The sequence below is a fragment of the Mucilaginibacter sp. P4_A11 genome (assembly GCF_056402535.1).
Map to the genome: position 1 here is coordinate 83,710 of NZ_JBFUHE010000006.1, position 13,070 is coordinate 96,779.

Genomic DNA, 13,070 nt, shown 5'->3' on the forward strand with positions numbered 1-13,070 from the left:
CGATTGGCAGAGCCGCTCGATATAGTTTAAGGCTGCTTTGCTCCTTGTAATAGCGTAATTATAAATATTGATTATCAAATATACTTTTCTATCAACTTTATAAATATAGGCGTTCCCGTTAGCTAACGGGCCGGGCTTTTCGTTTCAAGTCCTTGCCTTTCCTGCCCTCAATTCCGACACTCGCTGTGGGCTTTCCACTGCAATCCCTAACGCGGCCCCCTCAATATCCCTGGCAAAGCTAAAAACTAATCTCCAATCACTAACCTCTAATCACTAAAACCTTATTCCCTTCACATTCAACTGTATTGTTCTTCTTTCGCGCCAAACGTTTTCTTCTATCGAGTAACACATTTCAAACGGCATGCCCTGTTTTAATTGTTCCAGGTATTGGCCATGGTTAAAGGCTATGCAATCAAATACTGCCGAATCTTCCTGCATTACGCTCATTTTGATGTGCGAGCCGCCTACCAAACCGGCATTACCACTAACATACACATTTTTGCTTATGAAAACAGGCGCCATATTTTCAGGGCCAAAAGGTGCAAACTGATTCAATATCCTGAAAAATTTCGCTTCTATCTGGCTTAAACGTAATTCGGCGTCAATTTGTATTTGCTGTATCAATTGTTCCGGTTTTATTGTGGAGCTTACCACTTCTTCAAACCTTTCAATAAAAGCTTCCAGGTTTTCCGGGGCCATGGTAAGCCCTGCGGCGTATTTATGCCCGCCAAACTGGATCAGCAGATCTTTACAACCGCAAAGTGCCTCGTATAGATCATATCCCAAAACAGAACGCGCCGAACCGGCCACATGCCCGTTTGAGCGGGTAAGCACTATTGTAGGGCGATAATATTTTTCGGTCAGGCGCGATGCCACAATGCCAATTACCCCTTTATGCCAGTCTTCATTGAACACCACGGTTGATTTGCGGGCAATCAACACCTCGTCATTGTCAATCATGCCAAGCGCTTCGTCAGTAATGCTTAGGTCATGTCCTTTTCGCTCTGTATTACGCACGTTGATCATGGCGCTTTTTTCTTTAGCAGCGTCTTTATCTGTAGCTATCAGCAGTTCAACCGCATGTTTGGCATCATCTATCCTGCCGGCAGCGTTGATTCGCGGACCAAGCAAAAACACCACATCCGATATGGTATAAGTCCCGTTGCGGCCTGCTATCTCCATCAATGCTTTAACACCAATACACGGATCGGTGTTTATTTTTTGCAGACCGAAATGTGCCAATACCCGGTTCTCGCCATTGATGTGCACAATATCGCAGGCGATACTGATCACCACGAGGTCGAGGTAGCAGTTCACTTCTTCAACCGGGATATTGTTCTTTTCGGCATAAGCCTGGATCAGCTTAAAACCAATGCCACAACCCGATAATTCTTTGTATGGATATTCACAATCTTCGCGCTTAGGGTCAAGTACCGCCACAGCGGCTGGGATTGACGTTCCCGGTAAGTGGTGATCGCAAATGATAAAGTCGATACTTTTTTCATTAGCATAGTCAATTTTATCAATCGACTTAATGCCGCAGTCAAGCGCTATAATTAGGGTAATACCCTGCTCAGCAGCGTAGTCAATTCCCTGCGTGGAAATCCCGTAACCTTCTTTATAGCGGTCGGGGATGTAATACTCAATATTATTATAAAGTTTTTTGAAGAAACTATAGGTCAGTGCAACAGCTGTAGTTCCATCCACATCATAATCTCCGTAGATCATGATCTTCTCCCCGGCTGCCATAGCTTGCTCTATGCGGAGGATAGCCTTTTCCATATCCTTCATTAGGAAGGGGTCATGCAGGTGCCTGTGATCTGGCCTGAAAAAGTAGCGGGCATCTTCAAAGGTGGTGATACCGCGCTGCACAAGCATGGCGCTTAAAACGGTATCAATGTTGAGTTCGGCGGCTAATTTTATTACATCATCATGGTTTGTATTATCCTTTAGCGCCCAACGTTTATTCATATCTTTGCAGCTTGAAACAGTAAATATACTTATGCTCTGTTAAAGAGCCAAAGTTACTTCAAAATCTGATACTACGTTTACTATGGAATTTTTTGCTTTAGGCGAGGGCTCTTATTCGGTTGATGCAACCAAGAAATTTATCCCGTTCAACCCGGAAATTGACAACCCGAAAGATCGTCCGGCTTCATTGTTCATCCACGTTAACCCCTTCCTCATCAAAACAAAAAACGATTTGATAGTATTGGATACCGGGTTGGGTTTTAAAGATACCCGCGACGAGCTGATGTTGCACCAAAATATCCGTAATGCAGGCTTCGACCCGGATGACGTGACATTGGTGATGATGTCGCATTTGCATTATGATCACTCCGGTGGCCTTGTAGTTGAGCGTAACGGAAAATTAGTACCCAGCTTTCCGCAGGCCGAGCATGTAATCAATAAACAGGAATGGGAGTTTGGTATGAGCGGAAAAGGTTCGTCATACCATGTTGAAATTTTTGAAGCTTTGCAGGCAAGCGCCAGGATCACCTTTATTGAAGGTAATGGTGAGTTTAAACCAGGCATCAGGTACGAGCACTCGGGCGGTCACTGCCCTGCACACCAGGTATTTTGGTTTGACATGGAAGGCGAAAAAGTATTTTTTGGCGGAGACGAGCTTCCCGAACCCGAGCAGCTGCTAAGAAAGTTTATAGCCAAGTATGACATGGACGGCCGCAAGGCCATGATGTTACGAGAAGAATATGGTAAAAAAGCCGCCGCCGAAGGGTGGAAATGCCTGTTTTACCATGCTAAATCATTTACTATCGGAACCGTTGAAACAGAAGGCGACCATTTTAAGGTTAAGCCGGTTTAACTTTCAGTAGCTACTTCAAAAAGTTCTTTTATCTTTTCAACATTAAGTGGTTTGGAAATAAAATCCTTCACCAGTGGGTATGAGCGTGCTTTGTTGATATCGTTGCTGAAAACTGATGATGAAATAATATAGATCTTGCTTTTGCCCAGGGGATCAAGGTTGAGGCGCTTATATTCATCCAAAAATTCCCAGCCATTCATAATGGGCATATTGATATCAAGCAAAATATAATCGGGCAGTTTATTAGGGTCTTTGCGCTGAATATCTGAAAGCTGCTCAATAGCATATTTTCCGTTCAGGCAGGCCATAATTTCGGTGTTCAGTAAAGCTTTCTTTATCAGTTTTATGGAGATGAAGTTATTTATTTCGTCATCATCAACCAGTAATACACTAATTGCTTTATTATTAATGTTCATATCTATCATTTAAGCGCATCTCTTTATACGAGGCCTCGATTTAAAAAGTTATATTCCTTATAGTTGTAAATTGTAAAAAACAATATATCATACAAATACACTTAAATAACCATAAAACGAGCATTTTTATTTTAATCGGGGAATTAAATAAAGATCAGCATACAGGAAATTGCAGGTAAAAACTAACCGTTGATACTATTATTTAAAAAGTATAGTCATGTTCAACCAGGCAAATACGCACCTTATAATTCTGGTACCATTTATCGCGCCCCTGTTGTTGGGCAAACAGGTGCCGGGCATTAGCTTTCCACTTTTTGATGGCCTCTACCGATTGCCAGTAAGATACTGTTATTCCTACGTCGTTACGGGCCGACTCAACACCCAGGAAACCTTCCTGTTTCCGCGCCAGTTCTTCCATTTCAACAGCCATATCGCTATAGCCTTCATCACCGGGGGTGCGTACAGAGGTAAATATTACAGCATAATAAGGAGGTTGTGGGGTTTGAGCTATAAGTCCCTCTAAACCTCCACTAAAGCGGGAGATTTTTGATTTACCTTCGGAATTGCCTGAATTCATATTTTAATAATTTACATAAAACAAAAGCCCCCGCTAAATGGCGGGGGCTTGCTGAAGATTATTCTATGACACTTTCTTCAAACTCGTACTCTTCTAACGGAGGGCATGAGCAGATTAGCGTTCTGTCGCCATAAGTGTCATTAACCCTGCCTACCGATGGCCAGAATTTATTGGCAGCTACGTAAGGCAGCGGGAATGCCGCTTTTTGACGGGTATATGGATGCTCCCACTCATTACCAGTAATCACAGTTACGGTGTGAGGTGCATTTTTTAATGGGTTATTAATTTTGTCAGACAAGCCGTCAACAACATCGGCAATTTCATGACGGATAGAGATCATGGCATCGCAAAAACGGTCAAGCTCGTGTTTGGGTTCTGATTCCGTTGGTTCAATCATCACTGTACCAGCAACAGGGAACGATACAGTTGGGGCATGGAAACCATAGTCCATTAAACGTTTGGCTATATCAGTTACCTCAATACCTGCCGATTTAAATGAGCGGCAATCCAGGATCATTTCATGCGCACAACGACCATTAGCACCTGTGTATAACACCGGGTAATGTTCTTTTAGCCTTGTTTTAATGTAGTTGGCATTCAGGATAGCGTAACGGGTAGCGTTAGTCAAGCCTTCGGCACCCATCATAGCAATATAAGCATGTGATATGATCAGGATAGAAGCCGAACCCCATGGTGCCGCCGAAACCGCGTGGATAGATTTACCCCTGTCGATATCAACTACAGCATGGCCGGGTAAATAAGGCACCAGGTGTTTTGCAACACCGATAGGGCCCATACCCGGACCACCACCACCGTGAGGGATACAGAATGTTTTATGCAGGTTAAGGTGACAAACGTCGGCACCGATATTGGCCGGGCTTGTTAAACCTACCTGGGCATTCATGTTAGCGCCATCCATATAAACCTGGCCACCATTTTCATGAATGATCTCGCAAATTTCGATAATACTTTCTTCAAATACCCCGTGGGTAGATGGATAAGTAACCATCAAACATGAAAGTTCATTTTTATATTGCTCGGCTTTAGCGCGCATATCAGCAACATCAATATTACCGTTGTCATCGCACTTAACCACTACGATCTTCATACCAGCCATAGCTGCCGAAGCAGGGTTGGTACCGTGTGCCGATGATGGGATCAAAGCAATATTACGGTGGGCATCACCCTTGTCAAGGTGATAAGCACGGATAACCATTAAACCTGCATATTCGCCTTGTGCACCTGCATTTGGCTGTAAGCTCATAGCTGCAAAACCGGTGATCTCGCTCAGCCAGTTATTGATCTCATCAAATAACTGCATATAACCGCCAACCTGGTCAGTTGGAGCAAATGGGTGAATTTTGCTGAACTCGGCCCAGGTAACCGGTACCATTTCGGTAGTAGCGTTTAGTTTCATGGTACATGAACCTAAAGCTATCATAGAGTGGCAAAGTGAAAGATCTTTTGCCTCTAATGATTTGATGTAACGCAGCATTTCATGTTCAGACCTGTGGGTATTGAACAAGCTATGCGTTAAATATGCCGAAGTACGCTGAAGCTCTGCAGGGATAACCGTTTCAAGATTTGCATTGATGCCATCGAAATCAACATCGTTAAATGTTTTGCCTTTTACCTTGGCAAAAAACCTCACAATGGTTTTGATATCTTCAACCGAAGTTGTTTCATCAATTGCTATTGTAACTACAGAACCTTCATAGTTCAGGTTCATTTCGTTATTTAATGCTTCAGAATGAATAGGACCTGCTAAATGGGCTACATCAAACTTAACGGTATCAAAATATGATTCGTTGAGTTGTTCGTAACCAAGCTGCCCTAAAGTTTTAGCTGTTAATACGGCTAAACCGTGGATACGCTCTGCAATAAGCTTAATACCATCCGGACCATGGTATACGGCATACATACCAGCCATGATAGCCAATAGTGCCTGTGCGGTACAAATGTTTGAAGTCGCTTTATCGCGGCGGATGTGCTGCTCGCGGGTTTGCAGGGCCATACGCAGCGCATAGTTACCAGCGCTATCGATAGTAACACCTATTATACGGCCTGGGATAGAACGTTTATATTCTTCTTTCGTAGCAAAGAAAGCGGCATGCGGACCGCCAAAGCCCATCGGCACGCCAAAACGCTGAGATGAACCAACCACAATATCGGCACCCCACTCGCCCGGAGGCGTTAACAGGGCAAGGCTCATAAGATCTGCAACAACAGTAAGCTTAATACCTTTTTCGTGTCCTTTTGCAGCAAAGTCGGCGTAGTTGTAAACTGCACCGTCGCCGGCAGGATATTGTACAATGGCGCCAAACATATCGTCGGTTAATTCAACGGTACGGTGGTCGCCTATTCTTAACTCAATGCCATAAGGCTCTGAGCGGGTTTTTAAAATATCGATAGTTTGTGGAAACAGCTCTTCCGAAACAAAGAAAACATTAGCATTGTTGTTTTTACGCAAAGTGTATTGCATAAACATAGCCTCGGCAGCAGCTGTACCTTCGTCAAGCAACGAAGCATTGGCAATTTCCATACCGGTAAGGTCAATAACCATGGTTTGGAAATTTAACAAAGCCTGCAAGCGGCCTTGTGCAATTTCGGCCTGATAAGGCGTGTATTGGGTGTACCAGCCGGGATTTTCAAGAATATTACGCTGAATAACGCCAGGTACAATTACATCATAGTAACCTTTGCCAATAAACGACTTGAAAACCTTGTTTTTTGAAGCTGTTTGCTTTAAGGTGTTCAGGTAATCGAACTCACTTTTTGCCGCGGGTAGATTAAGCGGTTTGGTAAGCCTGATCTTTTCAGGAACTGTTTGCCCTATTAATTCATCAAGTGAATTTACACCGATGGTTTTTAACATTTTGGCCGTGTCGGCCTCACTTGGAGCAATATGCCTCGACTGAAACTGCTCCTGATAGGTTGTATTCAACTTCATGAATTAATCGTCCCTCTTAAATTTACCGCAAAGGTACGATTTTACAATATGAGTAACAATTGGGTAATATGATATTGACAATGCATTTACAGTAAAAAAATGTATTTTGGCTCGTGAATACCTAAACATGACTGGCAGGCGAGTTTTACTTTTTATTACTATTTTTCTTTTCATCAGCTTTAAAAGTTTCTCGGCTGTTTTCACGGTAACCAGCAATGCTGATTCGGGGCCGGGAACACTACGCGAAGCACTCACACTTGCGGCGGCTAACGGCAGTACAGAAAAAGACTTTATTTATTTTAATTACCGGATTTGAGTGAAGTGGGAAGGACTATAACGGTGTTGATACAGTTACCGGATGTATCATCAAATTTGGTAATTGACGGTACAACCCAACCCGGAAACAACTTTGGAGTTACCCATGCCAAAGTTAAGGTTAAAAACTTCTTCGTATTTGGCAGTAACCAATATACTTTTGGTGGTAAAAATATCGATGCACTTGAAATATATGGTATATGGCTAAACGGCGATGCTGACGCATTTTCCTTTAATGATTACGGAAATATTACGATAGGATCAGCATCAAAAGGGAATTATATAGAAACTGCATATCTCGGTTTTAACAAAGGAAAAACGTTACTTTTTCAAGATAACTTTTGCTGGACCGATCCCAATGGCCAACAGGTGTATAATGCAGGAATGGATATTTATGCCTGCGATAAACTTACCATAGGCGGCAGCGCTAATACCGGAAATATGATAGCCGGTTTTATGCAGATCATTACAGACAATGCTGTTAATAACGAGTTTAACATTAGCTATAATAAAATGGGCACTAATCTCCAGGGAACGGATGCCCCATCGGGAGTACTTCAAAATCCAAGGATTAGCATAACGCCAACTTCCCTGTCCAACGGGATGGCAAAAAACACCCCCGTTACAGGAATTATTAATAATAACCTTTTTGCTAATGTTTACCAAAACTCTGTTATGAGCCTAAACACGCCAAGTGGGAGTTTAATTATTCAAGGCAACGGCATCAACACAAATCAAACCGGTACCATAAACTTAAATACGCAAAATCAAGGAACGGCAACTGCCGGAATTGCTTTTTCAGGCGGCGCAACTGTATTAATAGGCGGAACCGATCCTGCTCAAAAAAACTCGATTGCCTATTGCGAAGACGCGATTATCGCAACCCCTACTAATGAATTTATTGTTTCGGGGAATAGCATATTTTGTTTTGACATTCATTCGTTGTATTATTCTAACCGATTTGGTGACCCCTTTGTTAAGATACAATCTGTTAGCGCCAACAAAGTTAGCGGAGTAGCCACACCAGGGGCGATAGTGGAACTTTTTATAGCCGATTGCGATTGTGGCCTGCCTGGCCCAAAAACTTATTTTGGAACAACCACAGCCGACAATGCGGGTAACTGGCTTTACGACGGGCCCGTTAATGGTAGTGTAATGGCTTCGGCGACTGTCGGCGGATATACTTCGACATTTACCGAACCTTATAGTTTTTTAAATGTCGATGACAGAGATCCAGTCAAAATGCAACCTGACTGTAATATGAGTAATGGATCAATTAAAAACATTAAAATCATTAACTTCAGCAACATTAATGATACGTACACCTATATATGGACAAATGAAAATGGCGAAATTGTTGGAAACAACCTGGATTTAACAGGCGTGCCGGACGGCATTTATACGCTGGAGGTTAAGGGAACAGGATGCGGATCTGCATTTTCAAAAGCAATTAAGCTTTTATCTCCCGTTATAAACCTCGACCTTACTAATCTCAAACAAATCAACGCAGGCTGTAACGGCCCAACCGGCTCAATCACCGGCATAACGGCGTTAAACGCAACCCATTACCAGTGGATAAACACCATTACAAATCAAACTGCGGGTAATACTGCCGACCTTACCGGAGTTGGCCCAGGAAGTTATCAATTAACGGCAAGTAATGATTTTGGCTGTAGCCAAACGAGCCTCCCATATCAAATAATCACAGCGTCACCTACAACGTATCCGATTTACCCATTTTCAGTTAATAATAGTTGCGCGGGCCAAAGCAACGGCTCAATTACTTTGATAACTGATAACTTTGTTAAAAGCATGCGCTGGGTTAATGCCACCGGCCAGTCGGCAGGCTCAGACGCAAATCCGCACGACCTTAAACCCGGCACTTATAAAGTTTACTTTACCGATGCCAACGGTTGCGAAACGCTTTATCCGCATGATTTTACGGTTGCCGATATACCACCTGTACAAATAGTACCCAATTCAGGAACCCAGGTAAACGATCAATGCGGGTTAAAAACAGGCAGTATTAAAGACATTCAGGTTACCGGGGGCATACCACCCTATACCTATTTATGGATTGATGAAACTGGTAATCATTTAACAACATCAAAGGATATTAGTGGCATTGGCGAGGGTACCTATACCCTCCACGTTCATGATTCAGGCAGCATTTGTAGTTCTGGTGCCGCCATTGTATACGCTATTTCAAATGAAAACAGTACCATCGATGCTCCGGTTATAAATCCATTACAATTATGCGCCCCTGGACAAGCCCAGCTTTTCGTTAGTTCGCCTTTGGCCGGTAGTACTTATCGATTATATAGCTCTGCCCAGGAGCCGACTATTTTAGACGAGCAAGCAAGCGGCATCTTTAAAATCAATATAAACGCCAATAGCACTTATTATATAAGCAGGGTTAACGGCCAGTGTGAAAGCGAACGGACAGCGGCGCAAATAACCGTCAGTTTGTCGGGTATTGATATCCCTAACGCATTTACACCCAATGGCGACGGTAAAAATGATTACTGGAAAATAAACAACGCCCAAAACTATCCGCAGGCCATGGTGCAGATATTTACCCGGTACGGGCAAAAAGTATTTGAGTCGAAGGGATACAGCATTCCTTTCGACGGCACTTATAATGGCAGCAAACTTCCGGCGGGGGTATATTACTACATTTTAAACCTCGGCAAAAGCTGCAAACTGCTCTCCGGGAACTTAACACTTATAAGGTAATCTACATTACCCTTCACTCGTTAATCTGATTTTATTGCGAGGAGACTAACCCTTTTTTGAGGCTATACCATAATTATCAGCAAAAATCGTAACTTACTGGCAGGCAATACAAACCAATTTATTGCCCTAATCAATTTATAAACTAACATTCAGATCAGATTGCCACCATGAAACACAAGTTGTTTCTGTTTACGCTATGTTTATTACTGGCTTATTCGCAGGCATGGTCTGCTGTGTTTACCGTAACAAGCAATGCCGATGCCGGGCCAGGTACGTTGCGTGAGGCCCTTACGCAAGCCGCAGCCAACGGAACAGTTCAACAAGATATTATTAATTTTAATTTGACGGGCAACCCAACCATAACGCTGCTCACGCAATTACCCGAGGTTACCTCAAATTTAACTATCGACGGCAGTACACAGCCGGGGCAAAAATTTGGCAGAAGCGATGCCAGGGTTTATATAATACCGGATGTCAGCTATACCTTCCCGGGTACCAAAGCTGCTGCCCTGATCATGACCGAAGCTACCAATGTTGAAATATATGGCTTATGCATAAAAGGCTATAGCAGTAAACTAATCAATTTCAATGGGAACCTTCTTTTCACAGCTATATCTGCTTATGATTGCACCAACATCACGATAGGCGCACCGGATAAAGGAAATGTTTTTTGCGATAATATCTATGGCGTTTATTGCGGTACCAACTCGTTAACCGATTCAAAAAATAACGACAATATCGTTATCCAATCAAACTTTATTGGTTATGATGAATCCGGAACTAATGTTATTGAATTAGGGTATGCACTTGATATAACAGCTGATAATTCATTGGTTGGGGGGCCAGCTTTGAAAAACAGAAACTTTTTTGCCACCGCAATAGCCCTGAACGGGATTGATAATAAATTTATCAATAATTCGCTTTCACTTGATGTGAACAGGCAGGATAATCGCGTAAGCGGCTCCTCAATCCTTTTACGGTTCCAGGGAAGTAATGCAAAGGTAACTGACAATGACTTTTGCGCTTCACAATTTCAATTTGTATCGGTAAACGGGTTCTTCTTTCTTCGTAACAAACAAAGCAGTATACCGGGTAATTCGGGTATGTCATTATTTAAATGCAGTAATGCTTTTATAGGCGATAACAATGATAACAATATCAATATTTTCAGTAATGACGGCGGTGCATTTTATTCGGTCCAATCAACCAATATTACTATAGCCAAAAATAGTATCTCGTGCAATACTATACCTTATCTTATTTCGCAGGGCATAGCCATACCTGATATTAATGTGCTCGTAAATAACGCCGCCGAATTTTCAGGAACGGCATCACCCGGGGCCGCTGTTTACATATATAATGATAATACAGATTGCTCCGTATGCAATCCGGTACAATACCTCACTACAATTATTGCAGATGCTGGAGGTAACTGGAAATTTAATGGTGATCTTCATAATAAAAAGCTGGTGGCAAATGCCACGCTTAACAATAGCTCATCCGAATATACCCAACCGACAATTTCAACATTAGCAGCCGATTATATTAAGGTTAACCCAACCTGCTTTAAAAATAATGGTTCAATCACCCTGCAAAATTTAAAGAATGTTATTGGGGTTGATTGGTATAATGATCAGGACCAGTTAGTACAGTCAGGGGGGAATAAACTAATAAATGCAAGTATTGGCACCTATTATGCCAAATGTTATAACGGCAACTGTTTTGCAAAGTCTATTCCGATAACCTTAACCAGTTCAAACCCCGGAATAGATGACTCTGAACTTCAAAAGATTAACGCTTCATGTGATGCCGCCAACGGAAGCATCACCAAACTAAAACTAATAAACACCAACGGCGTGATACCGCCATTAAAATGGACAAATGAAGCCGGCGATATAGTAGGAATCAGCCTGGATATCGATCAGCTTCCCGGCGGAACATATACCCTCACCGTAGATCCCGAAGGTTGTGCTGTCCCCTATCACATTACCCTTCTTAACCAGGAGCTTGTTCTTGATCCACCATCGGTAAGGAGCTTCCAGCTATGCGGGCCCGGTGAAACTGTAATACCGGTTAGCAACCCGGTGGCAACATCAACCTACAGACTTTATGACAATGAAAGCGATGCTACGCCGCTTGAGGAGCAAGTTAATGGTAAATTTAAAGTGAACGTAACTGCAAACCGGAGCTATTATATAAGCCGGTTTAGCAATGCATGTGAAAGCACCCGTACAAAGGTTGATGTAAGCGTTGGCCTCTCAGCCCTTAATATCGCCAATACTATTACTCCCAATAACGATGGTATAAATGATTACTGGCAAATTGCCGGCCTGGAAAACTATCCATTGGCTACCGTGAAAATATTTAATCGTTATGGAAAAAACATTTTTGATTCAAAAGGATATAGCCTCCCGTTTAACGGTACCTTTAATGGAAAGCAGCTGCCTACCGGCAGCTACTATTATATTATTAGCCTTAACGCTGGGTGCGGTATATTATCGGGCAGTTTAAGCATTATCCGTTAACACCAGCTGCCTCAAATACATCTGGATAGTATTTTCCAAACCGTAATATAAAGCATCGCTTACCAGGGCATGACCTATGCTTACCTCAAGCAGGCCCGGTATATTTTCGGCAAAGTATTTCAGGTTATGCAGATCCAGATCGTGCCCGGCATTGATGCCTAAACCAGTTTGCTGCGCCGCTTTTGCAGCCTCAATATAAGGAGCGATAGCCAGTTCCTTCCCTTGCGGAAAATGGGTAGCATACCCTTCGGTGTAAAGCTCAATACGGTCGGTGCCGGTTTTGGCGGCACCTTCAACCATTGCAGGAATAGGATCGACAAAGATGGAAACCCGGATCCCTGCTTCTTTAAACACCGCTATCATATCTTTTAAATAATGATAGTTGGTGATGGTATCCCAGCCATGGTTTGAGGTGATCTGCCCTAACACATCGGGTACCAGGGTAACCTGTTCGGGCTTATTGGCCAGTACAAGGTCGATGAATTTTTGTTCCTGGCAGTTGCCTTCGATGTTAAACTCGGTGGTTACAATTTTCTTAAGCTCAAACACATCGTTGTAACGGATGTGGCGTTCATCAGGTCGCGGATGCACGGTTATTCCCTGCGCGCCAAAACGTTCACAGTCTTTAGCAACCTGGATCAGGTCGGGATTATTACCACCGCGCGAATTACGCAAAGTAGCTATTTTGTTGATATTGACAGATAGACGGGTCATATTTCAAAGTTAT

The 13,070-nt window shown here is 42.8% G+C and carries 9 protein-coding genes; 4 read left to right on the top strand and 5 right to left on the bottom strand.

The window, feature by feature from the left end:
• Positions 1 to 273: 273 nt before the first annotated feature.
• Positions 274 to 1,971, bottom strand: coding sequence for a single-stranded-DNA-specific exonuclease RecJ (gene recJ / locus AC1DUD_RS13400; RefSeq protein ID WP_477375188.1), 1,698 nt, complete (start codon positions 1,969 to 1,971; stop codon positions 274 to 276).
• Positions 1,972 to 2,053: 82 nt separating this feature from the next.
• Between recJ and AC1DUD_RS13405 the strand changes: the two genes are divergently transcribed.
• Positions 2,054 to 2,824, top strand: a complete 771-nt coding sequence (locus AC1DUD_RS13405; protein WP_477375189.1) for an MBL fold metallo-hydrolase — start codon at positions 2,054 to 2,056, stop codon at positions 2,822 to 2,824.
• On the opposite strand, the gene AC1DUD_RS13410 is transcribed toward AC1DUD_RS13405, so the two are convergent.
• From AC1DUD_RS13410 to gcvP, 3 genes are all read right to left on the bottom strand, one after another.
• Positions 2,821 to 3,240, bottom strand: coding sequence for a response regulator (locus AC1DUD_RS13410; RefSeq protein ID WP_121233748.1), 420 nt, complete (start codon positions 3,238 to 3,240; stop codon positions 2,821 to 2,823). The genes AC1DUD_RS13405 and AC1DUD_RS13410 overlap by 4 nt on opposite strands.
• A gap of 202 nt (positions 3,241 to 3,442) precedes the next feature.
• Entirely contained in the window at positions 3,443 to 3,817 is a 375-nt protein-coding gene (locus tag AC1DUD_RS13415) for an antibiotic biosynthesis monooxygenase family protein (protein WP_477375190.1), read from the bottom strand.
• 58 nt (positions 3,818 to 3,875) lie between these two features.
• Positions 3,876 to 6,767, bottom strand: a complete 2,892-nt coding sequence (gene gcvP, locus AC1DUD_RS13420; protein ID WP_477375191.1) for an aminomethyl-transferring glycine dehydrogenase — start codon at positions 6,765 to 6,767, stop codon at positions 3,876 to 3,878.
• 127 nt (positions 6,768 to 6,894) lie between these two features.
• Between gcvP and AC1DUD_RS13425 the strand changes: the two genes are divergently transcribed.
• The 3 genes from AC1DUD_RS13425 (at position 6,895) to AC1DUD_RS13435 (ending at position 12,343) form a co-directional block, all read left to right on the top strand.
• Positions 6,895 to 7,083 carry a hypothetical protein gene (locus tag AC1DUD_RS13425; RefSeq protein ID WP_477375192.1) on the top strand — a complete coding sequence of 63 codons (189 nt, stop codon included), beginning with the start codon at positions 6,895 to 6,897 and terminating at the stop codon, positions 7,081 to 7,083.
• A gap of 5 nt (positions 7,084 to 7,088) precedes the next feature.
• Positions 7,089 to 9,818 (top strand): T9SS type B sorting domain-containing protein, encoded by a 2,730-nt coding sequence (locus AC1DUD_RS13430; protein ID WP_477375611.1) that lies wholly within the window; start codon positions 7,089 to 7,091, stop codon positions 9,816 to 9,818.
• A gap of 167 nt (positions 9,819 to 9,985) precedes the next feature.
• On the top strand, positions 9,986 to 12,343 hold the full coding sequence (locus AC1DUD_RS13435) for a T9SS type B sorting domain-containing protein (protein ID WP_477375193.1): 2,358 nt from the start codon (positions 9,986 to 9,988) through the stop codon (positions 12,341 to 12,343).
• On the opposite strand, the gene AC1DUD_RS13440 is transcribed toward AC1DUD_RS13435, so the two are convergent.
• Positions 12,326 to 13,057 (bottom strand): pyridoxine 5'-phosphate synthase, encoded by a 732-nt coding sequence (locus AC1DUD_RS13440; RefSeq protein WP_477375194.1) that lies wholly within the window; start codon positions 13,055 to 13,057, stop codon positions 12,326 to 12,328. The genes AC1DUD_RS13435 and AC1DUD_RS13440 overlap by 18 nt on opposite strands.
• Positions 13,058 to 13,070 lie beyond the last annotated feature (13 nt).

Coding starts and splice junctions, on each gene's coding strand:
- recJ (WP_477375188.1), bottom strand. CDS start 1,971: ATGAATAAACGTTGGGCGCTAAAGGATAATACAAACCATGATGATGTA.
- AC1DUD_RS13405 (WP_477375189.1), top strand. CDS start 2,054: ATGGAATTTTTTGCTTTAGGCGAGGGCTCTTATTCGGTTGATGCAACC.
- AC1DUD_RS13410 (WP_121233748.1), bottom strand. CDS start 3,240: ATGAACATTAATAATAAAGCAATTAGTGTATTACTGGTTGATGATGAC.
- AC1DUD_RS13415 (WP_477375190.1), bottom strand. CDS start 3,817: ATGAATTCAGGCAATTCCGAAGGTAAATCAAAAATCTCCCGCTTTAGT.
- gcvP (WP_477375191.1), bottom strand. CDS start 6,767: ATGAAGTTGAATACAACCTATCAGGAGCAGTTTCAGTCGAGGCATATT.
- AC1DUD_RS13425 (WP_477375192.1), top strand. CDS start 6,895: ATGACTGGCAGGCGAGTTTTACTTTTTATTACTATTTTTCTTTTCATC.
- AC1DUD_RS13435 (WP_477375193.1), top strand. CDS start 9,986: ATGAAACACAAGTTGTTTCTGTTTACGCTATGTTTATTACTGGCTTAT.
- AC1DUD_RS13440 (WP_477375194.1), bottom strand. CDS start 13,057: ATGACCCGTCTATCTGTCAATATCAACAAAATAGCTACTTTGCGTAAT.